This window comes from Actinoallomurus sp. NPDC052308 (genome assembly GCF_040679195.1).
GTDB classification, from domain to species: Bacteria; Actinomycetota; Actinomycetes; order Streptosporangiales; family Streptosporangiaceae; genus Actinoallomurus; species Actinoallomurus liliacearum.
Genome location: NZ_JBFAUM010000007.1, coordinates 247,402 through 270,419, shown reverse-complemented (window position 1 = coordinate 270,419; position 23,018 = coordinate 247,402). Strand labels below are relative to the sequence as shown.

General features: G+C 72.4%; 19 protein-coding genes, 1 pseudogene and 1 riboswitch. Of the genes and pseudogenes, 13 read left to right on the top strand and 7 right to left on the bottom strand.

Features of this window, described 5'->3' with window-relative positions:
- Positions 1–231: pseudogene (locus tag AB0L00_RS21420) on the top strand (lipoyl synthase); the annotation flags it as partial.
- Positions 232–313: 82 nt separating this feature from the next.
- Here the strand turns inward: AB0L00_RS21420 and AB0L00_RS21415 are convergent.
- Positions 314–1,576 (bottom strand): C39 family peptidase, encoded by a 1,263-nt coding sequence (locus AB0L00_RS21415; protein ID WP_345363851.1) that lies wholly within the window; start codon positions 1,574–1,576, stop codon positions 314–316.
- A 204-nt stretch (positions 1,577–1,780) separates the two neighbouring features.
- On the opposite strand from AB0L00_RS21415, the gene AB0L00_RS21410 reads away from it, so the two are divergent.
- Positions 1,781–2,479, top strand: a complete 699-nt coding sequence (locus AB0L00_RS21410) for a DUF4191 domain-containing protein (RefSeq protein WP_364436736.1) — start codon at positions 1,781–1,783, stop codon at positions 2,477–2,479.
- Positions 2,480–2,504: 25 nt separating this feature from the next.
- Here AB0L00_RS21410 and AB0L00_RS21405 read toward each other — a convergent pair whose 3' ends face one another.
- Positions 2,505–2,969, bottom strand: coding sequence for an RDD family protein (locus AB0L00_RS21405; protein WP_364436734.1), 465 nt, complete (start codon positions 2,967–2,969; stop codon positions 2,505–2,507).
- 136 nt (positions 2,970–3,105) lie between these two features.
- On the opposite strand from AB0L00_RS21405, the gene glnA reads away from it, so the two are divergent.
- Positions 3,106–4,530 carry a type I glutamate--ammonia ligase gene (glnA, locus tag AB0L00_RS21400; protein ID WP_364436733.1) on the top strand — a complete coding sequence of 475 codons (1,425 nt, stop codon included), beginning with the start codon at positions 3,106–3,108 and terminating at the stop codon, positions 4,528–4,530.
- A gap of 133 nt (positions 4,531–4,663) precedes the next feature.
- On the opposite strand, the gene AB0L00_RS21395 is transcribed toward glnA, so the two are convergent.
- The 4 genes from AB0L00_RS21395 to AB0L00_RS21380 all read right to left on the bottom strand — a co-directional run bounded on the left by AB0L00_RS21395 (position 4,664) and on the right by AB0L00_RS21380 (position 9,254).
- Positions 4,664–5,281, bottom strand: coding sequence for a hypothetical protein (locus AB0L00_RS21395; RefSeq protein ID WP_364436730.1), 618 nt, complete (start codon positions 5,279–5,281; stop codon positions 4,664–4,666).
- 816 nt (positions 5,282–6,097) lie between these two features.
- Positions 6,098–6,865, bottom strand: coding sequence for a hypothetical protein (locus AB0L00_RS21390; protein ID WP_364436728.1), 768 nt, complete (start codon positions 6,863–6,865; stop codon positions 6,098–6,100).
- Positions 6,866–7,037: 172 nt separating this feature from the next.
- Complete coding sequence (locus AB0L00_RS21385) at positions 7,038–7,982, bottom strand: helix-turn-helix domain-containing protein (protein ID WP_364436725.1); 945 nt, start codon at positions 7,980–7,982, stop codon at positions 7,038–7,040.
- Between the two features lie 330 nt (positions 7,983–8,312).
- A complete protein-coding gene (locus tag AB0L00_RS21380) occupies positions 8,313–9,254 on the bottom strand; it encodes a fatty acid desaturase (protein ID WP_364436723.1) in 942 nt (313 codons plus the stop codon).
- 504 nt (positions 9,255–9,758) lie between these two features.
- Here AB0L00_RS21380 and AB0L00_RS21375 point away from each other — a divergent pair.
- The 7 genes from AB0L00_RS21375 (at position 9,759) to AB0L00_RS21345 (ending at position 17,282) form a co-directional block, all read left to right on the top strand.
- Entirely contained in the window at positions 9,759–9,908 is a 150-nt protein-coding gene (locus tag AB0L00_RS21375; protein WP_364436721.1) for a hypothetical protein, read from the top strand.
- Positions 9,909–10,221: 313 nt separating this feature from the next.
- A complete protein-coding gene (locus AB0L00_RS21370; protein WP_364436719.1) occupies positions 10,222–11,088 on the top strand; it encodes a sugar isomerase in 867 nt (288 codons plus the stop codon).
- Positions 11,085–11,966 (top strand): ROK family protein, encoded by an 882-nt coding sequence (locus AB0L00_RS21365; protein ID WP_364436717.1) that lies wholly within the window; start codon positions 11,085–11,087, stop codon positions 11,964–11,966. Before AB0L00_RS21370 ends, AB0L00_RS21365 begins: the two co-directional genes overlap by 4 nt.
- A complete protein-coding gene (gene nagA, locus AB0L00_RS21360) occupies positions 11,963–13,069 on the top strand; it encodes an N-acetylglucosamine-6-phosphate deacetylase (RefSeq protein WP_364436714.1) in 1,107 nt (368 codons plus the stop codon). The genes AB0L00_RS21365 and nagA overlap by 4 nt, the downstream gene beginning before the upstream one ends.
- A complete protein-coding gene (locus AB0L00_RS21355; RefSeq protein WP_364436711.1) occupies positions 13,066–13,998 on the top strand; it encodes a 1-phosphofructokinase family hexose kinase in 933 nt (310 codons plus the stop codon). Before nagA ends, AB0L00_RS21355 begins: the two co-directional genes overlap by 4 nt.
- A complete protein-coding gene (locus tag AB0L00_RS21350) occupies positions 13,908–14,735 on the top strand; it encodes a class II fructose-bisphosphate aldolase (RefSeq protein ID WP_364436708.1) in 828 nt (275 codons plus the stop codon). Before AB0L00_RS21355 ends, AB0L00_RS21350 begins: the two co-directional genes overlap by 91 nt.
- Before the next feature lie 432 nt (positions 14,736–15,167).
- A complete protein-coding gene (locus AB0L00_RS21345; RefSeq protein ID WP_364436705.1) occupies positions 15,168–17,282 on the top strand; it encodes a transglycosylase domain-containing protein in 2,115 nt (704 codons plus the stop codon).
- Between the two features lie 72 nt (positions 17,283–17,354).
- On the opposite strand, the gene AB0L00_RS21340 is transcribed toward AB0L00_RS21345, so the two are convergent.
- Positions 17,355–17,720, bottom strand: a complete 366-nt coding sequence (locus tag AB0L00_RS21340; RefSeq protein WP_364436703.1) for a hypothetical protein — start codon at positions 17,718–17,720, stop codon at positions 17,355–17,357.
- 101 nt (positions 17,721–17,821) lie between these two features.
- Positions 17,822–17,935: riboswitch (SAM riboswitch) on the top strand.
- 35 nt (positions 17,936–17,970) lie between these two features.
- On the opposite strand from AB0L00_RS21340, the gene AB0L00_RS21335 reads away from it, so the two are divergent.
- The 3 genes from AB0L00_RS21335 (at position 17,971) to AB0L00_RS21325 (ending at position 23,004) form a co-directional block, all read left to right on the top strand.
- Positions 17,971–19,224: an aminotransferase class V-fold PLP-dependent enzyme gene (locus AB0L00_RS21335; protein WP_364436700.1), complete on the top strand. Its 1,254-nt coding sequence runs from the start codon at positions 17,971–17,973 to the stop codon at positions 19,222–19,224.
- Positions 19,225–19,696: 472 nt separating this feature from the next.
- Entirely contained in the window at positions 19,697–22,639 is a 2,943-nt protein-coding gene (locus tag AB0L00_RS21330) for an SseB family protein (RefSeq protein ID WP_364436697.1), read from the top strand.
- Positions 22,636–23,004, top strand: a complete 369-nt coding sequence (locus tag AB0L00_RS21325; RefSeq protein ID WP_345365671.1) for a hypothetical protein — start codon at positions 22,636–22,638, stop codon at positions 23,002–23,004. The genes AB0L00_RS21330 and AB0L00_RS21325 overlap by 4 nt, the downstream gene beginning before the upstream one ends.
- Positions 23,005–23,018: the final 14 nt, after the last annotated feature.

Here is a 23,018-nt window from a genome sequence, read left to right as displayed (position 1 = left end):
CGGGACCTGCACGAAGCCGGATGTGAACTGCTCACCATCACCCAGTACCTGCGGCCCTCCCCCCGCCACCACCCCGTCGAACGCTGGGTCAAACCCGAAGAGTTCGTCGAACTCAAAGACGAAGCCGAGGCCATCGGCTTCACCGGCGTCATGTCCGGGCCCCTGGTCCGCTCCAGCTACCGCGCCGGACGCCTCTACCAGCAGGCCATCACCGCCCGCCAGGCCGACTGAGACGCGCAGGGGAACGCCCCGGCCGCGCGCGGCCGGGGCGTTCCTCTCTTCCGGGGGGACAGAAGTCTTCAGGCGGGTGCCCTCACCAGTTCTTCTCGACGCCGGGGACGTTCGCCGGGAGCCGGTGGCCGGGCGGGTACATGATGTAGGCGATGCCGCCGCTGGAGGAGCTGCGCTGCCAGACGTTCTCGAAGTTGGCCCGCGGGTAGACGTTCCGCACGGCCGCGTCCGAGGACGACGCGGGGTCGTTGATGATCGGGTCGCCGGTCTTGGTGAACCCGACGACCACGAACAGGTGGCCGTTGGTGCTGTAGCCGGCGCCCGGCAGCTCCGAGGCCTTGAACGACTGCGAGGTCACGACCGGGATGCCGGCCTTGATGAACTGCTCCAGCTCGGTGAGCGAGCGCAGCCGGGTGATGAACCCGTTCAGGCCGAAGCGGGCGGCGTACGCCGGGTTGAACGGCCAGTTGCCCGCGCCCTGGTAGTTGTAGTCGTAGACGTTGCGGGCGGCGTAGTCGACCTGCGGGTCGGCGTACGACGGGTCGACCCAGGACAGATCCTTCTTGGACGGCCCGCGCTTCCAGTAGGAGACGACCATGGAGGTCGAGGTCGGGCTGCACCACGCCTCGCCGCCGTTGTCGTACTGCGGGTACTGCCCCTTGTGGATCTCCTGGGAGTACGTCGGCACCTTCAGCTCGATGCCCTCCGCCCCGCCGAGCGGGCTCACCGGCACCGTCGTGCGGGACGGCACCAGCGAGGCCATCGCGCCGACCGAGCGCAGCACCGGGCGGACGTGCCCGCCGGGCAGCCGGTAGAGCGTCACGCGGAGCTGGTACGACGTGAGGGAGTTCTTGGCGACGAAGGTGTCGATGTCGACGTTGCCGTTGTCGTCCTTCTGCCCTGGGACCGAGGTGCGGTTGATGTCACCGCCCTCGCCCGGGTCGTCGGCCGCCCAGCGGCCCATGACGTACCACTTCGTCTCGGCGCCCGTGCCGGTGTGCCCGCGCATCTCCACCTGCAGCCAGCTGCCGTGCGGCGTGCTGGCGTTCCAGGACGCGATGAGCTGGCTGGCCCCGAACCCGATGGAGACGTTCGGGGAGGTCCAGCGGGCGTAGTCCCAGGTCTTGGTGCCCGCGCCGTACGGGTCCGTGTAGGTGGTGGTGCCGACGGGATGGGCGATCGTCAGCGCGCCCGACCCCAGGCGGCGCACTCCTTCGGAGGAGCCGGCGGCGAAGTCGCGCGCCGACGTCCACTGGTGATAGGCGACGCGCGACTGTTCTGCGGGGGTCACCTCCGCCGAGCCGGGCGCCGTGGTCGCCACGACCGTGGCGAGACCAGCTGACACGAGAAGCGGAACCTTCCATACCGAAGCACGTACATCGGACCAGGCCATGACGACTCCAAGAGCAGCGGAAACCTGCTTCGGGACGCTAAGACGGCGAACCGGATCATGTCAACGCTTTACACGCCCTGTGGCTGGATCGAAATTTGTTAACGCCGCACTGGCCCGCTTTCGACTCGGGTCCCGAACCCTCGTATCCTTCCATCCATGCCAAAGAAGCCCCAGGACGGCACGCAGGACGAGCGGACCGGTCGCCTCAAGCAGATTCGCATGGTCGCCTCGTTGGTCCACCAGGCCAACCCGAAGGCGATGCCGATCGTCTTCGCGTCCGCGCTCGGCACTCTCGTCGTCTTCGTGGTCCTCGGGCTGGCCCTCGGTCAGGAGCTGTTCCTGATCCCGCTGGGCGTCCTGGTCGCCCTCCTGGTCGGCATGATCGTGTTCAGCCAGATGGCGCAGCGCACGCAGTACGCCATGCTCGAGGGCCGGCCGGGCGCCGCCGCCTCGCTGGTGGAGAACATGCGGGGCCGCTGGGTCGTCACCCCGGCCGTCCAGGCCAACCGCAACATGGACGTCGTGCACCGCGTCATCGGCGTGCCCGGCGTGATCCTGCTGTCGGAGGGCCCGCGGTCGCGGGTCGGCAAGCTGATCGGCGCCGAGAAGAAGCGCATCTCGCGGGCCGCCTCCGAGGTGCCGATCTACGACATCCAGGTCGGCTCCGAAGAGGGCCAGATTCCGATCAGCAAGCTGCAGCGCCACCTCACAAAGCTGCCGCGCAACCTGAAGAAGGAGCAGGTCAGCGAGCTGATCGACCGTCTCAACGCGCTGCCGCAGGCGATGCAGATGCCGAAGGGCCCGATCCCGAAGGGCGTCCGGATGCCGAAAGGCCCCAAGCCGCGCACCCGCTGAGCCCGGCGCCTCCGGCCGACCTCGGTCAGAGGCGTACGACGACGGTGTTGGCCGCGCGGTCGTGCAGGCCACGGTAGTCGCGGTCCCAGATCAGCGCGGGCACGACCAGGACCAGGAGCACCGTGCGCACCAGGGACCAGAACGGCCCGACCGGGCGGCCGTCGACGCGGACGACCCGCAGCCCGCACAGCCGCTTGCCCAACGTCGTCCCGACCAGCCCGGTGAGCAGCCACGCCATCACGCCGAACACCAGGAGCGTGAGGAGGCTACGGGTCTGCGGGCCGACGTGCAGGGCGCCCGCCAGGGCGGCGGCGATCGCCAGCGCGATCAGCCAGTCGATCACCAGGGCGCCCAGCCGCCGTCCGTACCCGGCCACAGCGCCCGCCCCCTCGCGCGGGAGACCCATCCGCTCCCCGGGGCGACCCAGGTCCACACCTGCCGCGCGAGCCCCTTCGATCCACGATCCGATCGAGCGGCGACGTTCACTCATACCCTCAAAGTTAGCCGCCGAACCGCGTTCCAACGGTTCCAGGGTGGCCGTAACACACGCGAAACACATGGGACATGGCTTGGAAACGGCGGGTACCTAACGTTCTAACCGCACTAGAGCGCCCCAAGGAGGTTGGATGTTCAACAACGCCGAAGAGGTCCTGAACTTCATCAGGAGCGAAGGGGTGCAGTTCGTCGATTGCAGGTTCACGGACCTGCCCGGCACGACGCAGCACTTCACGTTCCCGGTGGAGAACTTCGGAGAGAACGTCTTCACCGACGGGCTGATGTTCGACGGCTCGTCCATCCGCGGGTTCCAGGAGATCCACGAGTCGGACATGCTGCTGCTGCCGGACCCGTCGACGGCTGTAGTCGACCCGTTCCGCCAGCACAAGACGCTGAACCTCAATTTCTTCGTCCACGACCCGCTGACCGGCGAGCCGTACACCCGTGACCCGCGCAACGTCGCCCGCAAGGCGGAGGACTATCTGCGCGGCACCGGCATCGCGGACACGGCGTTCTTCGGCCCGGAGGCGGAGTTCTACATCTTCGACGACGTGCGCTTCGAGACGAAGGCGCACGAGTCGTACTTCCACATCGACTCCATCGAGGGCGCGTGGAACACCGGCCGCAAGGAGGACGGCGGCAACCTCGGCTACAAGCCGCGGTTCAAGGGCGGCTACTTCCCGGTCCCGCCGATGGACCACTTCACCGACCTGCGCTCGGAGATGGTCCGGCAGCTCATCGAGTGCGGCATCGAGACCGAGATGCAGCACCACGAGGTCGGCACCGCCGGTCAGGCGGAGATCGACATCAGGTTCGACACGCTGCTGACCATGGCCGACAAGATGATGCTCTACAAGTACATCATCAAGAGCGTCGCCCGGCAGCACGGCAAGACCGTCACCTTCATGCCCAAGCCGATCTTCGGTGACAACGGCTCCGGCATGCACTGCCACCAGTCGCTGTGGAAGGACGGCTCGCCGCTCTTCTACGACGAGGTCGGCTACGCGGGCCTGTCCGACACCGCCCGGTACTACATCGGCGGCCTGCTCAAGCACGCCCCGTCGCTGCTGGCCTTCACCAACCCGACGGTGAACTCCTTCCACCGCCTGGTCCCGGGCTACGAGGCGCCGGTAAACCTGGTGTACTCGCAGCGGAACCGCTCGGCCTGCGTCCGCATCCCGATCACCGGGTCGAACCCGAAGGCCAAGCGCCTGGAGTTCCGCGTCCCGGACCCGTCCGCCAACCCGTACCTCGCGTTCGCCGCCATGCTGATGGCCGGCCTCGACGGCATCAAGAACAAGGTCGAGCCGCCGGAGCCGGTGGACAAGGACCTGTACGAGCTGCCGCCCGAGGAGGCGCGCAACATCCCGCAGGTCCCGGGCTCGCTGGAGGCCGTCCTCGACGCGCTCGAGGCCGACCACGACTACCTCCTCGAGGGCGGCGTGTTCACGCCGGACCTCATCGAGACGTGGATCTCCTACAAGCGCGAGAACGAGCTGGACCCGATCCGGCTCCGCCCGCACCCCCACGAGTTCGAGCTGTACTACGACGTCTGATCGACCCATCGCTGGCGAGGGGGCGCCCCCCCCCCGGGCGGCGGGCCCCCCCGCCGCCCCCCCCCCTCGCCAGGGATCCGCATGCCTGCCGGCTCAGCCGGCTGAGCCGGCCGGCCGCGTCGCGGCTGCGGCGTCACACGGTGGCGAAGGCGAGCCCCGCGCCGACGGCGACGATGACCGCCAGGACGACGATGACCGTCACCGTGGCCAGCGGTTTCTTGCGATGCGGCACGTACACGGCCGTGGGCTTCCTCGGCTCCGGCGCCGCGACGGACGACGACGGCGCCGTCGGGCGGCTCGGCGCCGTCCGCGGCGGCGGGGCCGCCGGACGCGGCGCGACCGGCCGGACGGCGACCGGGACCACCGGGGCGGGCGACGCGGCCGGGGGTGCGGCGGGCGGCGCGGGGTGCGGCGGGGGCGTCGGGGTCGGCGGGGGCGTCGGCGGAGGCGCCGGCGGCGAGGTGGGGGGCGGCGGAGCCGGTGGTGCCGGTGGCGGCGGGGGCGGCGGTGGTGCGGCGCGCCCGCAGGGTCCGATGGCGAGGCGGACGTCCAGGGCGTGCAGCAGGTCCAGGTCGAGGCATACCGAGAGCGTCACGGCGAGCAGCGGCTGCGGCCCGCCCACCGCGACGGAGACCGGCCGGGGAGTGCCCGCGGTGACGGAGAGCGGCAGGAGACCGCCCACGGCGACGGAGAGCGGCCCGGGGTCCCCGACGGTGACGGGCAGCAGCCCGGCCCCGCCGGAACCTGTCACGGCGAGCCGCCGCTCGGCCGGTGTGCCGGACCGGCCGGGAACGCGATCGGCGGGGTGGGTGCGCGCCGAGGCCTGCCGACCGGGCGGACGGGATGGCTGCGGCTCACGCGGATCGGCCGGATCCTCACGGGCCGGTCGCGTGGCGGGCCGGGATGACGGGGACGACGGCCATGCGGGATCGGCGGCGGACGGCCCGCCGGAGTCCGGACCCCGGGACGCCGCGCCGTCGGGGGGCGCGTCGGCGGAGGCCGGGCCGCCGGACAGCAGACCCCCCAGGAGGCCCCCGGCGAGCGGGCCTTCCGGCAGAGGCCCGTCGGAGGGCTCTGCCGAGGAGCCCCGGCGCCCCTCGCCGACCGCGCGCGACCGGGCGGAGCGGGCCCCGCCGTCGGTCGCCGCCTCGCCGACCGTACGGGATCGGGTGGAGCGGGCCCCGGCGTCGGCCGCCGGGGCTGCGGAGGGCGGGCCCCCGGAGGATCTCGTGGCAGAGGCCCGGCGCACCGATCGGGGCGTCCGGGACCTGGAACGGGCTCCGTCGTCGGCCGGCGGGGTGGCGGGGAGAGCGCGGTCGGAGGACTCCGTCGCGGAGGCCCGGTGTCCCTCGCCGGGCGTGCGGGACCGGGTCGAGCGGTCCCTGTCGGCGGTCGGCGGGCCCGCGGAGCGAGGGCCGTCGGAGGACTCCGTCGCGGAGGCCCGGTGCATCGGGCCGGGCGTGCGGGACCGGGTGGAGTGGGGCCCGTCGTCGGCCAGGGCGGGGCTCGCCATGAGCCCGATGAGCGAACCCGTGGCCAGAACGCTGATGCCGCGTGCGCGCATGGGTCACCGGCTCTCAGGGATGCGGGGGAACTCCTGCTGCGCCGACGTGAACGCGTCGGGCTTGACGCGGAGCGCGCCGTTGAACACGTGGGAGATGTCGAACGCGAGGTAGACCCCGACGGCGAGCATCGCGGCCATCGCGGCCGCCGGGATGAGGGCCGTCCCCCGGGGCCGGGCCCCGGCGAGGAACGGGAACGCGCCGACGAGGATCCCCGTGACGATGGTGAGTGCCAGCAGGCCCCTCGGCGGGGCGCTCTTGGCGTCGACCGCGCGCTGGCCGCGGGCGGCCGACATGTCGCGGATGCGGTCGAGGAGGCTGCTGCGGGCGGTCTCCGCGTTGTTGCCGGAGACCTGCAGGCCGGTGACCTGGGCGCGCAGCGTGTCCAGGCGCGCCCAGCCCTCCTGGCTGAGCCGCCCCTGCTTCATGACGTTCCACTCGTTGTCGACGACGAAGCGCACGTAGTCGCGGAGTGACGCCTGGATCTGGGTGCCGGCCGGGGCGGGCAGCGCCGCGGCGGCCCAGTAGGCGTCGACGATCGCCTGGCTCTCCGCCTGGGTGTTCTGCCGGGCGGAGTCGGCCGTCGTCCACGGGACCACGATGGCGATGGCGAAGACGAGCAGGAAGAGGGAGGACAGCATCGAGCCCGCGTGACCCGCGGTCGTGCTGGCCGGTCCCCGGTCGTCGGCGCCGTGCCGTGCCTTCCGGAAGAGGAACGCGGCCGCGAACACGGCCCCGACGGCCGCGGCTACAGCGAGGGTGAACACGAGCATGACCGTCTCCATGGCTTGCCGTTGACGAGACGCGCGTGCGCCGACCTGTAGCGCACCGTCACATGACTATCACACTACGTATCTCGTTAGTAGCCGCAACGTCTCCTGTCCGAAGGCGGCCAACGACGGTGGGTGGCTCGCCGGTCGCGTCGGGATTCGCGAGACCGCGGGATCAGGCCTCGTCGGCGCGGGTGAGCGCGAGCCAGGCGTGCAGCGCCATCTCGAGCGCGAGTTGCCGGTCGGTGTCGTACAGGCGCTCCCCGAACAGGTCCTCGAGCTGCCGGAGGCGGTACCGCACGGTCTGCGGGTGGATGTGGAGGCGTTCGGCGGCCTCGTTCGCGTTGAACCCGCGCTGCAGGCAGGCGAGGAGCGTCTCGGCGAGGCGTTCACGCTGCCCGGGGCGCAGGGCGTCGAGGGGGGCGAGCCGTCCGGCGGCGACGTTCCGGATGAAGTCCTCGTCGCGGAAGATGACGAGCGTCGCCTCATGGTCGCTACAGCGGATCAGGCCGTCTGGGGAGATGATTCCGCGCCGGACGAGGGCGAGGGCCTCCCGGGCCCACCGCAGCGAGCTCGCCGCGGAGCGGAGCGGGACGGTCGGGCCGACGGCGGTGATCCAGTCGACGTCGATGGCCTCGAGGATCCGGGAGCGTCCCGGGCCGTCCGGGTCGGGCAGCAGCAGGTACGGCTGCGGGCCGTCGGTGTCGACCAGCACGTCCGGTGGAAGCGTCAGCGGGGTGAACTGGTCCTGCTTGCGCTCGTGCAGCGCGACGCCCGCGACCGTACGGGGCAGGGCCCAGCCGGCGATCCGGGCGACCTCCGCGGCCTCTTCCGGCGACGCGGGCGGGTCGGACAGGAGCAGGCCCAGAAGCCTGCGCCGGCGGCGCTCGACCTCGCCGGCGGCCCGCCCGATCGCCTTGAGGTACCCCTCGGAGGCGGCGGCGGCGATCTCGTCGAGGAAGAGGAAGATGGCCTCGGCCAGCGGGCCGAGCACGTCGGGCGAGTCGCACTGGTCGGCGATCCGGCGCCAGGCCAGCCGGGCGCCCACCCTGAGGGATCGCTGCAGGGCGTCGAGGCTCCGGCCCTGGTCGGCCTCCCAGGCCCCGATCGTCCGGTACACCGAGGCGATGCTCTCCCAGGGGGCGCGCGGGTTCTCCAGCAGGTCGACGAACTGGCGGAGCGCGCCCTCGACCGCGAGCCGTTGCTGGTGCTGGAAGACGTCGTCCTCCGGGCGGTCGAACTCGGGCAGCCCGGGATCCGATCTCGGCGATCACCTCGTCCGCCAGCGGCCCGACGAGAGGACGCAGCCAGGCGGCCGTGCCTCGGGGGACGGCCAGCCATGGCCGGGATTCGGCGTCCTGTCTCCTCACCACGGTCAACACACCCTTCACCGGCCGATCGTGCACGACGGGGGCGGGCTCGGTCGGCGGATGCCGCCGACTCGGTCGATTCAGTCGGCGCCGGCCCGTGCGGCGAGCCGCTGTTCGTCCGGCCAGCGGACGTCTCGGGCCCAGCCGAGGCGTTCGAAGAGCCAGATCAGCCGGGCGCTGGAGTCGAGCTGGCCGCGCAGGACGCCGTGCCGCGCGCAGGTCGGGTCGGCGTGGTGCAGGTTGTGCCACGACTCGCCGCCCGACAGCGGGGCGAGCCACCAGACGTTGCCGGACCGGTCGCGGGACCGGAAGGGCCGCTCACCGCCGACGTGGCAGATCGAGTTGATCGACCAGGTGACGTGGTGCAGCAGGCCGATGCGGACGAGCCCGGCCCAGAAGAAGGCCGACCAGGCGGCGCCGCCGTCCCAGGTGCCGGAGCCCCACAGGCCGCCCGCGACGGCGGGACCCGCGAAGGAGAACAGCACGATCAGCGGCTGCCACTGCGCGACCCGGCGCAGGTCGGCGTCGGCGAGCAGGTCGGGGACGTAGCGGCGCTGGTTGGTCTTCGGGTTGTTGAACGTCCATCCGACGTGCGCCCAGATCATGCCCTTGACCAGGGCCGGGACGGTCTTGCCGAACCGCCAGGGCGAGTGCGGGTCCCCCGGCCGGTCGGAGAACTGGTGGTGGCGGCGGTGGTCGGCGGCCCAGGTGATCACGTCGCCTTCGACCGCCATCGTGCCGGCCACGGCGAGCGCCGCCTTCAGCGGGCGGGCGGCCTTGAACGCCTTGTGGGTGAACAGCCGGTGGTAACCGATCGTGATGCCGTGCCCGGCGATCACGTACATCACCGCGCCGATCACCAGATCGTGCCAGGTCACGCCCCAGCCCCACAGGGCGGCGACGGACACGATCACGGCGATGAACGGAATCCCCACGAAGATTCCGACGATCACTCGGTCGCCGATGCCCATCCGCGCTCCCCACGGAGCATTCGTGTCGACCGCAACGGCCTGTTCCGCCATCTGACCCTCCTTCTGACATCGCGGGTCAGCGGAACGTTACTGGCGAGTATCTTTGTGATCTACGCAACATTCGCACACCTTGACCGCCGCACTCCTCACAGAAGTGACAAGCCACGGACGCCGGCAACACCACCGGCAAACCCGTCTTTCGCCGCCACGATCGGCAGATCCGGAGCCGGCTTTCCGCGATTTTTCAGCCGCTTTTCGGACGATTCCGCGATATCTCCGATGCAGGGTCAGCGACCCTTTACCGACGCGCCGGCGCCACCGTCATTACCGCGCCTTTACCGTGGGCGGCGCGGGGCGGCGCGCAGGACCCTCGCCACGGGGACGCCGAGCTCGGACGAGCGCACGGGGGGAACACATGGAGGCGCATTCCGGCCGGTCCGTACGGTCGGCGCGGCGAAATGAGGCCGGAGACCGTCTCCGAAGCGCGATCGACGCCGAATCGGTCACACCGCTCATATGTTCTCGGCGTCCATGGCGGCCCGCCACCATGACGGGTTGTCCGTCTCCGGATTCGGGTTCGGGTTCGGGTTCGCGGCCTCGTACTACGGCCTTCCCGACATCGGCTTCATCGCCTGGCCGGACCTGGTGGGCTTCGTCCAGCGGCTCCGGCCGGCCTTTCCACCGACGCCTCGCTGTCCGACCTGAGCGACCTCGGCGTGGGCGTCGCCATCTGCCGCACGCCGTGCCTGTTCGCCGCGCAGGCGGCGATGGACCGGGCGCCGGTCCGGCCGAAGGAGGAGGACGGCCGGTTGCCGGAGATCGCCGGCGGCACGGTCGGGCGTGGCCGCCCGCCTGTCCCTCCTGGAGCGCAACCTCAGCCGGCACCATCCGCGGGACGACGAGTGACCCGTCCGCCGCCTCCCGCGCATCATCTGCTCAGGACTGTTGGCGACTTCGTGTTCATTAGTGCATGATGCAAGCACGAATCGCTCAATAACGAGCAAACGCGGAGGCGGGATTGGCGCAGCAACACGTACTGGCCGAGATCGAGAGTCAGCCCTCCTGCTGGCGGCTGGCGGCTGACCGGCTGGCCGACGCACGGGACGTACTTCCCCGTGACGGCGAGCGGGTCGCCGTGTTCGGTTGCGGCACGTCCCTGTACATGGCCAGGGCGTACGCGGGGTTGCGCGAGAGCCGGGGCCTGGGCGTCACCGACGCCTTCCCCGCCTCGGAGCTCCCCTTCGGCCGCGACTATGACCGGTATGTCGCCATCAGCCGATCCGGCACCACCACCGAGGTGCTCGAGGCGGTCGAGCGCCTGCCGAACGTCACGGCGATCACCGCGATCCACGACGCGCCGTTCGCCGCCGGCACGCGGCAAGTGATCCTCGACTTCGCCGACGAGAAGTCCGTGGTGCAGACCCGCTTCGCCACGACGGCGCTGGCGCTGCTGCGGGCCTCCATCGGCGACGCGGTGTCCGCCGACGACGCCGAGCGGGCGCTGGCCCAGCCGCTGGACCCCGAGTGGGTGGCCGCCGAGCAGATCAGCTTCCTCGGCCGGGGCTGGACCAACGGCCTGGCGGACGAGGCGGCGCTGAAGGCGCGCGAGGCCGCGCAGCTGTGGACCGAGTCCTACCCGGCGATGGAGTACCGCCACGGCCCGATCAGCATCGCCCAGCCGGGCCGGCTGACCTGGATGTTCGGTACCGCTCCGGAGGGTCTGGCCGACGACGTCGCCGCGACCGGCGCGACGTTCGTGACCAGCGACCTCGACCCGCTCGCGCACCTGATCGTCGCGCAGCGGGTGGCGGTCGCCCAGTCCGAGGCGAAGGGACTCGACCCCGACCGCCCGCGGTCGCTGACCCGCTCGGTCGTGCTGAAGTGATCGTCGCTCTCGACGTCGGCGGCACGTCGATGAAGGGAGCGGTCCTCTCCCCCGGCCTCGACCGGGTCTCCGCCCTCCGCCGGCCCACGCCGCGGGGCGAGGCCGCGGTGGACGCCGTGCTGGAGACCGTGGCAGAGCTGGTCGAGCAGGCGGGCACCGCAGAGGCCGTCGGCCTCGCGGTGCCCGGCATCGTCGACGACGAGCGCGGCGTGGCCGCCTGGTCGGAGAACATCGGCTGGCGCGACGTCCCGTTCCGCGACCTGATCGCCGAGCGCACCGGACTGCCGGTCGCGGTCGGCCACGACGTACGCGCCGGGGGCACCGCCGAGATACGCCTCGGCGCCGCGCAGGGCGCCCGCAACTCGCTGGTCATCCCGATCGGCACCGGCATCGCGGCGGCGATGGTGATCGACGGACACCTGTGCGTCGGCAACGGCTACGCCGGGGAGATCGGGCACATGTCCGTCGGCGTCGACGAGCCGTGCGTCTGCGGCGGCACCGGCTGCCTGGAGGCCGTCGCGTCCGCCGCGGCGGTCGGCCGCCGCTACGCACGCCGTACGGGCCGGGACGCGACCGCCGGTGAGGTCGCGGCCCTGGTGAGCGAGGGCGACGCCGACGCGGCGGCGATCTGGGCCGAGACGATCGGTTTCCTCGGCACCGCGCTCGCCGCCGCCACCGCGCTCGTCGCACCCGAGGTGATCGTCATCGGCGGGGGCCTGTCGCGGGCGGGTGACCTCCTGCTCGGCCCGCTCTCCGACGACCTCACCGGACGGCTCACCTTCCATCGCCGGCCGCGCCTTACGATCGCGACATTCGGCGACGAGGCCGGGTGTGTGGGAGCCGGTCTGTGGGCACGCGACCTATTGGAGCGACGATGACGACGATGACGGTGCTGAGCGCGGACAAGGTCGTCACCCCCGGCGGGATCCTCGAACCCGGATGGGTCGGCGTCGAGGACGGCCGGATCACGCACGTCGAACAGGGCCGGCCGGAGCGCGCCGACCGGCACGCCCATGTGATCGTTCCCGGCTTCGTCGACATCCACTGCCACGGCGGCGGCGGCGCGTCGTTCGACTCCGCGGACCCGGACGAGTGCGTACGGGCGGCGGCGTTCCACCTGGAGCACGGCACCACGACGCTGGTCGCCAGCCTCGTCACCGCGTCCCCCGCCGAGCTGGAACGCCGGGCGTCCGTGCTCGCCGAGCTGGCCGACGACGGCGTGCTCGCGGGGATCCACTACGAGGGGCCGTTCCTGTCCGTCGCCCGCAAGGGCGCTCACGACCCCACGCTGCTGCGCGACCCCGACCCCGCCACCGTGGAGCGGCTGCTCAAGGTCCCGAACGTCCGCATGATGACGCTCGCGCCCGAGCTCGACGGCGGCCTGGACGCGGTGCGCCGCGTCCGCGACGCCGGGGTGGTCCCCGCCGTGGGGCACACCGACGCGACGTACGAGGTCGCGGTCGAGGCGACACGGGCGGGCGCGCGGGTCGCCACCCACCTGTTCAACGGGATGCGGCCGCTGCACCACCGCGAGCCGGGACCGATCCTCGCGCTGCTCGAGGCGCCGGAGGTCGTGGTCGAGCTCGTGGGCGACGGCGTGCACCTGCACCCCGCGATCGTGGCGCACGTCGCCCGGGTCGCGGGCGGCGCGCGGACCGCGCTGGTCACCGACTCCATCGCGGCGGCGGGCATGTCCGACGGCGAGTACACGCTCGGCGGGCTCGACGTCGAGGTGCGCGACGGCGTGGCCCGGCTGGCCGAGGGCGGCTCGATCGCCGGCAGCACGGCGACGACCGCGGCGATCTTCCGGCAGACGGTGCGGGCGTCCGGTGTCGCACTGGAGGAGGCCGTACGCCTCGCCTCGACGACCCCGGCCACGCTGCTCGGTCTCACGGACCGGGGCGCCATCGCCCCCGGGCTCCGCGCCGACCTGGTGCTGCTCGACACGGACCTCCGGGTCCAGAGCGTGGTGACGGCGTGATCGTCACCGTCACGCCGAACCTCGCGCTCGACGTGACGTACGAGGTGCCGGAGCTGCGGCCGGGCGGCACCCACCGGGTCGAGACCGTGCACACCCGCGCGGGCGGCAAGGGCGTGAACGTCGCGCGCGTGCTGCGGTCGCTCGGCCACGACGTCCTCGTCCTCGGCCTGGCCGGCGGGGCGACGGGTGACGCCGTCCGCGCCGACCTCGACGCCGCCGGGCTGGCGCACGACCTGGTCCCCATCGCCGGGGAGACCCGCCGTACGGTCACCGTCGTCGCCGGCGGCGACGCGACGCTCCTCAACGAGCCCGGCCCGGTCGTCACCCCGGAGGAGTGGGCGGCCCTCGAGGCCCGCATCCCCGACGCCGACGTCGTCGTCATCTCCGGCAGCCTGCCACCGGGCGTGCCGCAGGACGCCGTCGCCCGGCTCGCCCGGCGCGACGTGCCCGTCATCGTCGACACGTCCGGTGAGGCCCTGCGGCACGCCGCGCCGTACGCCTGGGCCGTCAAGCCGAACGCCGCCGAGCTGACCGAGCTGACCGGCACGGACGACCCGGTTGCGGGGGCACGGGCGCTGCGGGCGCGCGCCGTCGTCGTCTCGCTCGGCGCCGACGGCCTCATGGCCGTCACCGGTGACGAGGTTCACCGCGTGCCCCCGCCGCGGGTGGTCAGCGGCAATCCGACCGGCGCGGGGGACTCGGTCGTCGCCGCGCTCGCCGCCGGCGTCGGAACGCCGTGGCCGGACCTGCTCAAGGACGCCGCCGCCCTGTCGGCCGCGGCCGTACTCGCCCCCGTCGCGGGTTCCTACGATCCCGCCGCCTACGAAGGATTCCGCAGATGCCTCTCGTCTCCGCAGGAGAGTTCGTCGTCGCCGGGCAGGGCGTCGGCGCCTTCAACGTCATCCAGCTCGAACACACCGAGGCGCTGATCGCGGGGGCCGAGGCGGCGGGCCGTCCGGTCATCCTGCAGATCAGCGAGAACGCCGTGCGCTACCACTCGGCCCTCGAGCCGATCGCGGTGGCCTGCCTCGCCGCGGCGCGCGCCGCGAAGGTCCCCGTCGCCGTGCACCTGGACCACGCGACCTCCCCCGAGCTCGTACGGGAGGCGGTCGGGCTCGGCCTGGGCTCGGTGATGTTCGACGCGTCCGCGCTGGACTACGACGCCAACGTCGCCACGACCTCCGAGATGACCGCCCACTGCCACGACCACGGCGTGTGGGTCGAGGCGGAGCTCGGCGAGGTGGGCGGCAAGGACGGCGTGCACGCGCCCGGCGCGCGTACCGACCCGGAGGAGGCGGCCCGCTTCGTCGCGGCGACCGGCGTCGACGCGCTCGCGGTCGCGGTCGGCACCTCGCACGCGATGACCGACCGGACCGCGTCGGTGGACCTCGACCTCATCGCGCGGCTCCGCGACGCCGTACCGGTGCCGCTCGTCCTGCACGGATCCTCCGGCGTGCCCGACGCCGACCTGACGCGCGCCGTCGAAGCGGGGATCGTCAAGGTGAACATCGCCACACACCTCAACAAGGTTTTCACCGACGCGGTCCGGGCATATCTGGCCGACCATCCGACGGTTGTGGACACCCGAAAATATCTGGCGCCGGGGCGGGACGCCGTGGCGCGTGAGGTGGCGCGGTTGATCGGCACGGTGCTCACCAGGGGCTGACGGGCTCTTTATCCTCCGTGGCATAGGATCGTCAAGCCCCCGAACGCCGGGAACGCCGATCCGTACCGCGCGACCCTAACGGTAAGTTCGAGGGTTCACGCAGGTCACGGGGGACGAGTGAGTGACAAGGACACCGGCGCCGACGCCGGTGAATTCGCAACGCAGTCAGGGTCTACGCCAACTTCCGAGCCGTCCGGCGCGTCCAACAATGGAGGCGCCGACGGGCTCGAGGCTGCGGCAGGACCGGAGGACGCGGCCGATCCGCGCGGCGCCGCCGAATCGGCAACACCCGTCGAGTCCGGAGCCGCTGATCACCATGACGCCACTCGACCCGACACCGACCCTCGACCCGGCATCGCCCCGGCCGTGCGACCCACGGCGGGCAGCCCGTCAGCGGTCATGGTCGGCGAAAGCCCGTCGACCATGACCGCCGTGCACGCCCTGCCTGAGGGCGAGAAGTCCAAGCCGCCGAAGAAACCGAAGAAGCAGCGGAGCCGGCGGGCCAAGTGGCTCCGCCGCACGACGTACGTCCTCGGCGTGCTGATCCTGCTGCCCGTCGCCGCGTTCGTCGTCGCCTACCTGATGACGCCGGTCCCGAGCTCCGCGCAGCCCGACGCCGTGAAGGAGGCGTCGGTCTTCTACTACAGCGACGGCAGCGTCCTGCTCCGCACCGGCAAGAACCGCCAGCCGGTGCCCCTGTCCCAGGTGCCGAAGCCGGTCCGGGACGCCGTCATCTCGGCGGAGAACCGCAGCTTCTACAGCGACCCCGGCGTGTCCTTCAAGGGCACCGCGCGGGCGTTCTGGGCCACGGCGACCGGCGGGTCGCTACAGGGCGGGTCCACCATCACCCAGCAGATGGTCCGCAACTACTACAGCGGCCTCAGCCAGCAGCGCACCGCGTCGCGGAAGCTCAAGGAGATCATGATCGCGCTCAAGGTCGGGCGCGAGAAGGACAAGAGCTGGATCCTCCAGAATTACCTCAACACCATCTACTTCGGCCGCGACTCCTACAGCATCGAGTCGGCCGCGCAGGCGTACTACGGCAAGGACGTCCAAAAGCTCACCCCGGCCGAGGGCGCGTACCTCGCGGCGGCCATCCAGGTGCCGACCTACGCCGGTGACCTGTCGGTGAAGGGCGCCCTGCCGTACATGCAGGCGCGCTGGAAGTACGTCGTCGACGGCATGGTGCAGATGAAGAGCATCACGCCGCAGGAGGCGGCGGCCATGCGGTTCCCCACGCCGATCAAGCAGAAGACGAAGGACATCTACGGCGGCCAGAAGGGCTACGTGTACGAGCTCGTCAAGGCCGAGCTGAAGCGCATGGGCTACACCGACGACCAGATCGCCAAGGGCGGCCTGAAGGTCCGCACGACGTTCGACAAGGACCTGATGGACGACGCCAAGAAGGCGGTCGAGGACGCCATGCCCTCCGGCGTCTCCAAGAAGGTGATGGCGGGCCTGGTGTCGATCGACCCGTCCAACGGCGAGGTCAACGCGTTCTACGGCGGCAAGGACTACCTGGACCAGGCGTTCAACTCCGCGTTCGACGCCAAGGTGCAGCCGGGATCGGGGTTCAAGCCGTACGTGCTGGCGGCGGCCCTGGACGACGGGATGTCGCTGGACGACTACGTCGACGGCAGCAACGACCAGACGTTCGACGGCAGCGACAAGCCGATCCAGAACGACAACAACGAGGACTTCGGCCCGGTGAACCTCGTCACCGCCACGCAGAACTCCATCAACACCGCCTACGTCAACATCGCCCAGAAGATCGGGAACGACAAGGTGATGAAGATGGCGGAGAAGCTCGGCATCCCCGAGTCGCAGCTCACCGCCAACGGGGCGAACACCGCCGTGACGTTCCCGCTCGGCGTCATCGACGTCAGCGTGGAGCAGCAGGCCGCCGCGTACGCCGCCTTCGCCTCCGAGGGCGTGTACCACGCCCCGCACGTCATCCGGTCGGTCACCGACCGGGACGGCAAGAAGCGCACCGAGCCGACCGACGGCACCCGGGTCTTCAGCAAGCAGGTCGCCCGTGACGCGACGTACGCCATGCAGAAGGTCGTCGACAACGGCACCGGTTACAAGGCCGCGCTGCCCGACCGGAACGCGGCCGGCAAGACCGGCACCACGTCCAGCGGCAAGCAGATCTGGTTCAACGGGTTCATCCCGCAGCTCGCGACCTCGGTGGCCGTCTTCCGGACCGACAACAAGGCGCTCAGCCTGCCCGGCTACTCCGCGTACGGCGGCGACCTGCCGGCCAAGATCTGGCACGACTACCTCGTCAAGGCCGACGAGAACATGTCGGTGAAGCAGTTCGGCGACCCCTCGGTGTACGTCGGCCAGCGTCAGTGGCCGCCGTCGTACGCACCCGTCCAGCCGCGGCCGTACCCGACCTTCTCGCGGCCCCGGACGACTCGGCCGTCGGCGCCGACGCACCCGTCGCCGCCGACGCACCCGTCGCCCCCGCCGACCGGCGGCCCGCCCCCCGGCGGCCCGCCGACCGGCCAGCCGACGGGCCGGGTGTACGACTCCGGCTCGGAGTGAGCGATCCGAGCGCCCGCGGGCGCTCGGACCTCAGTGACGGCCCTTGGCCAGGGCGGCCGGCTGCCGCCGGCCTCAGTGACAGGCCTTGGCCAGGGCGGCCGGCTGCCGCTGGACGGCCGCCTGCATTCCGGAGATGTCGCGCGGGGTCATGCCGGTGCTGACACCCCGCCACTCGGTGGCCATGCCGCTCAGCGTGCGCTTGACCTTCCGGTCGTCGGACTCACGGGCGAGCGCGTCGAACCGGGTGGCGAGGGTCGCCGCCGCCTGCTTCCACCCGGTGATGTCGTCCGGTGAGATGCGGTTGAGCGTCGCGTTGTAGGTCCCGACCGCCTTGACGGCGTCGTCGCACACCTGGCCCTTGTTCGTCCCGACGGCGCAGCCGGCCGCGCACACCGCCACCAGCGCGGCCCCCACCGGCCACCGCCATCCACTCCGCATTACCCGCTCCCTTCGACGTTGCCTGCCGGTATTAGACGCGCGGAAGCGGTCATGTGATCGCGAATAGGCAGAGTCCGGACGGTGCTCTATAATCCCGATCAGGTCACGAGTGCCAGCGTTGAGCCCCGGCTTGCTGGCCGGCAACCCTCCGTCCGTGGCGGGGTGCCCCGGGTGATGACCGGGTTCGGCACGACCGTGCCGGACAAGCGCGGACCCCTCGTGGGGTCCCAGGCCCCGCTGGAGGTGCGTGTTGTCCGCTGTCCTCGATCTGCCCGCCGTCGCCCGTCCCACTCTTCGTGTCGTCGGCGCGGGTGTTCCCGTCCCCGTGGCCGGTGGCCGCACCGTTTCGTACGCGAACCTCGACTACGCGGCGAGCGCGCCCTGTCTGGAGGCGGTGCGCGACGCGCTCGACGCCGCCCTCCCCTACTACAGCAGCGTGCACCGCGGCGCGGGCTACGCGTCGCAGGTGACGACCGACCGGTACGAACGCGCCCGTCGCGTCGTACGCGAGTTCGTCGGCGCCTGGCACCGGGACGCCGTGGTGTTCACCCGCAACACCACCGACGCGATGAACCTCCTCGCGCACGCCCTGCCGCACGGCACCACGGTCGTCGTCTTCGAGTCCGAGCACCACGCGAGCCTGCTGCCCTGGGGGCGCGGCCACCGGGTCGTACGGCTCGCCGCCCCCGACTCCCCGACCGCGGCCGTCACGGCCGCCGGGGAGGCCCTCGCCGCGGCGCCGTCCGGGCCGCGCCTGCTCGTCGTCACCGCCGCGTCGAACGTCACCGGCGAACTGTGGCCCCTCGCCGAGCTCGCCGCCGTCGCCCGCGCGCACGGCGCCCGCATCGCGGTGGACGCCGCGCAGCTCGTCCCGCACCGGCCGTTCGACATGGGCGCGCTCGACGTGGACTACGTCGCCTTCTCCGGGCACAAGCTCTACGCGCCGTTCGGCGCCGGCTGCCTCGTGGGCCGCGCCGACTGGCTGCGCGCCGCGGAGCCGTACCTGCTGGGCGGCGGCGCCACCGCGAGCGTCGGCGAGCACGTGACGTGGTCCACCGACCCGCAGCAGCGGCACGAGGCCGGCACGCCGAACGTCCTCGGCGTCGTCGCCCTCGCCGCCGCCTGCGAGGCGCTGACCGACTGGGACGCCCTCGTCGCGGAGGAGGAGCGGCTCCTGGCGCGGCTGCGGAGGGGGCTGGCGGCGATCCCCGGCGTACGGGAGCTGTCGCTGTGGGGCGACCGGCATCCGCGCGTCGGCATCGTGTCGTTCGTCGTGGAGGGGCGCGAGTCCCGTGCCGTCGCCACGGCGCTCTCCGAGGAGTACGGCATCGGCGTGCGCGACGGGAAGTTCTGCGCGCACCCCCTCGTCCGGCGGCTGGTCGGCGCGGGAGACGGCGGCTGCGGCGACGGTGACGGCACCGCCCTGCGGGCGAGCATCGGCATCGGCACGACGGACGAGCACATCGACCGCCTGCTGACCGCCCTCCGCCGACTGTCCCGCTGAGCCCGACCCGGTGCGGTCGGCCCCGGGAGGTCCGCCCGCGAGGCCCGAGTCGGTACCCCCCGGATGCGGCCGACCTGGTGCAACGGGCCCGGTGCGGCCGGCCCGGTGCGGTCGGCCCGGTGCGGTCCGCCCGGGAGGCCGACCCGTGCGGCCGGCCCAGTGCCGCCCCCGATCCGGCCGGACCCGGTGCAACCGACCCCGCGCGGTCGGCCCGGTGAGATCGGCCGGATGAGGCCAGCCGGGCGTGGCCGGCTCTCAGGAGATGGGCTCGCCGGCGGCAAGACCGCAGGAGGCGAGCCCCGGCGGGGGGCGGCAGATCACTCCTGAGACAGCAGCGTGTAACGTGGCCAAAAGGGGCAAATGATACCGATTAGTCCTGATTGGTCCGATCGACTGGTGGTACTCGTGCGCACCGCCGGTTTGCTCCCGGTACGGTGGACACCTTGTGCAAAGAGCTTCCGGGGGGTGGCCAATGACCGACACATGGGAGCCCGCTAACCAACTGGAGCAGCAGCTTGGCGAGGTGCTGCGCGCCGGGGACCAGAACGCCTACTTCAGGCTGCTGAGCGTGGCCGAGCTCGTCGTCCCGGTGCCGCAGACGGAGCCCAACGCCTCCGGACAGCCCGCGTTCACGTGGCCGACCAGCGTCCACGAGGGGCGCACCCACGTGCTCGCCTACACGTCCGTCGAGTCGGCGCGCCGCCACCTCGGCCCCGGCTACGAGCAATTCGTACGGATGTCGCTGGTGGAGATGGCGCAGTCCTGGCCGGACGCCGACTGGTGGCTCGCGGTCAACTCCGGGATGCCGATCGAGGCCTACCTGCCCGCCTGGTTCCTCAACCAGATCACCGCGGACCAGGTGAGGGCCGAGCAGCGACCGCACGTCCCGGAGGCGGCTCCCACCCCGGCCGCTCAGCCGGTCCCCGCTCCGGAGCTCGGCACCGCCCCGGCGGGGCACGACGCCGAAGGCGTCGCGCACGCCGCACCGGGCGGCCCCGACACCGGCCCGTACGCCGCGCCGGGCGGTCAGGACTCCGGTCTCGACCCGCGCCCGGCCCTGGACGGAACCGACCCGGCCACCGGCGGCCACCTCGCACCCGGTGGCCAGGACACCGGTCTCGACCCCCACGCGCTCCCGGGCGGAACCGACCCGGCCACCAGCGGTCATCCCGCACCCGGTGGTCAGGACACTGGTCTCGACCTGCGCCCGATCCCGGATGGGACCGGCCCGGCCACCGGCGGTTACCCCGCGCCCGGCGGCCAGGACAGTGGTCTCGGCTCGCACGCGATCCCGGGCGGAAGCGGCCCGGCCACCGGTGCGCACGCCGCGCCGGGCGGCGACGAGGCCGGTTCCCAGCCGACCACGGCCTGGCCCGCGACGATCATCGACGTGCACACCGCGTCCGGCGTGTACGACGCGCCCGGCTCGCAGCCCGCGCCGGCCGACCAGCACGCCGCCCCGCCGGCGCCCCCCGCCGCGGAGACCGCCCCCGCGCCCGTACGACCGGCCGAGCCGCAGAGCCCGGATCCGAGCTTCGCCCCGAAACCGGCCGGAGACGTGCCGACGGTTTCGTGGCCGGACGTGCATCAGCCCGTGCCCGGCGGAACGCCGCCCGCGCCGGACGCGCCCGATCCTGGCATTCCCTCGGCGCCGCCGGACGGCCCCGCGCCGACGCCCGGCCCGGACACCGCGCCGCCGTCCGGGGACGGCACGCGGCCGTACCTCTCGTACGCCACGGCGAGCGCGGTTCCGCCCGCACCCGGCACGCCGCCCCTGGCCGAGACCGCGCCGCAACCGGTCATCTCCGGTGACGAGCCGATGCCCGCCGGCCCCGACGAGGCGGCCGTCGCCGCCGAACCGTCCCCGGACGCGGCCGCCCGGCCGGACGCCCCGGTGCCGTCCTCCGACGCGCCCCTCACTCCCCACTTCACGGCCGGCGCCGAGTTCGTCCCGCTGGACGAGGAAGAGCGCCTGCTGCACGACGCCGCCGCCCGCGACGACCGGGACGGATTCCTCCGGACGCTCCTGGGCGTACGCCAGATCTGGGTGCCCATGGTGGAGGGCGGCGACCTCATGCTGGGCCCCGGGCGGCCGGGCTTCCAGTGGTACACCCGCGAGTCCGGCGGGCGTACCGTCGTCCCGCTGTTCACCGGACCGAGCCGGATGCGCGAGGCGATGGGCGGCCACCCGTTCGTCCTGTCCGACCTCGCCAAGGTCCTGCGCTTCTGGCCGGACCCTGCGTGGGACCTCGTCATCAACGACGGCTCCCCCATCGGCGCCACGATCCCCGGCGAGCGCATCATCGCCCTGTCGCGGCAGGTCGACGACGCGGCCGCGGAGCGACTGACGAGCGACTTCCCGGCGCAGAACGACGCCGAGCGGCGGCTGTTCGAGGCCCGGAACGACCCGGCCCTGCGTCTCACCGCGCTGCTCGAGGCATCGGTGTTCCTGCCCGTGTGGAGCCGTACGCCGCCGACGGTGCAGACCCCGCCGAACGACCCGGCGTTCCCGTGGTCGGCGGTCCCGGTTCGCGGCCGAACGTCGGTGCTCGTGTTCACCTCCTTCGACTGGATGAAGGAGGCGGTCGGCACGACGGGCTTCGTCATGCCGAAGTTCACCGACCTCATCGCCGCGTGGCCGGAGCCGAGCTGGGACGTGTCGGTGAACCCCGGCACCCCGATCGAGATCGCGCTGTCCGCCGAGGAGATCGCCGCGATCGCGGGCCGGTCCGCCGCGCCGCCGCCCGAAGCGGCGCCCGGCGATGTCCCACAGGACACGACGGCCGAGGCACCGGTCACGCCGCAGCCGGAGCCCGCGGCGGTCGTGGAGGCGCCCAGCGCCCCGGCCGAGGTACCACCGGCCGAACCGCAGGCGGCACCGCTCCCGGAACCGGCGCCGCAGCCCTCCGTGGCCGCGCCGCCCGGCGCGGAGAGCGGGTTCACGATCATGCAGAAGGTCGTGGCCCACGACCAGGTCCCGTGGTACCTCGAGAAGGCGTACGACCGGGTCGCCGGCTTCGTGTACCGCGTGCCGGACGTCATCGACCTCAACACGCCGCGTCGGCTGTACGAATGCCTCGGCCTGATCCGCGACGGGGCGCCCTTCACCGCCGACGACCCCGAAGTGCACGTCATCCGGTGGCCCGCGTACCGCGCGGGGCTCTACCGCACGCCCTTCGGCGGCACGTCCGAAGACGCGCTCAAGGAGTGGGGCGAGGACGGCTGGGTCGTCGAGCCTCCGCCGTTCACCGGAGACGGCTTCGCCTCCGGCAGCGCGGGCAGCATCCCGGAGTACAAGGTCGAGAGTTTCCGGCTGCCGCACGGCTCCGAGATGTACGCCATCAGCAGTGACGGGTCCGAGCGCTTCGTCGCGAGGTACGACGCGGACCGGCTCGTGTGGGAGAACGAGAAGTGAACAGAGACGGCTACGTCGCTCGATGGCAGGGCGGCGACTACGACGCCGTGCCCGGTGTCGACGGTGAGGTCCGGCTGTACTCCGCCGGCCCGGCGGAAGGCTTCACCGAGATAGGGCCCGGCCGGTTCCTGCGAATCGTCCGCGAGGACGAGGTCGAGAGCCTGCGCTACCTGCGAACCCGCTGCACCTGGCGCGGGGAGCCGTTCGTCGTCATCGGCGAACACGACGGCTGGGTACGCGTCGAGTACAGCGGCGGCCGCGCCCCCGTCGCCGCCGCTCTCGAATTGGAGCGGGTGGACATCGGCGTCTACCAGGCATGGGTCGCTCGCGACGAGATCACCGGGCTTCACCAAGAGCTCATCTAGGGGTTGCTGCGATA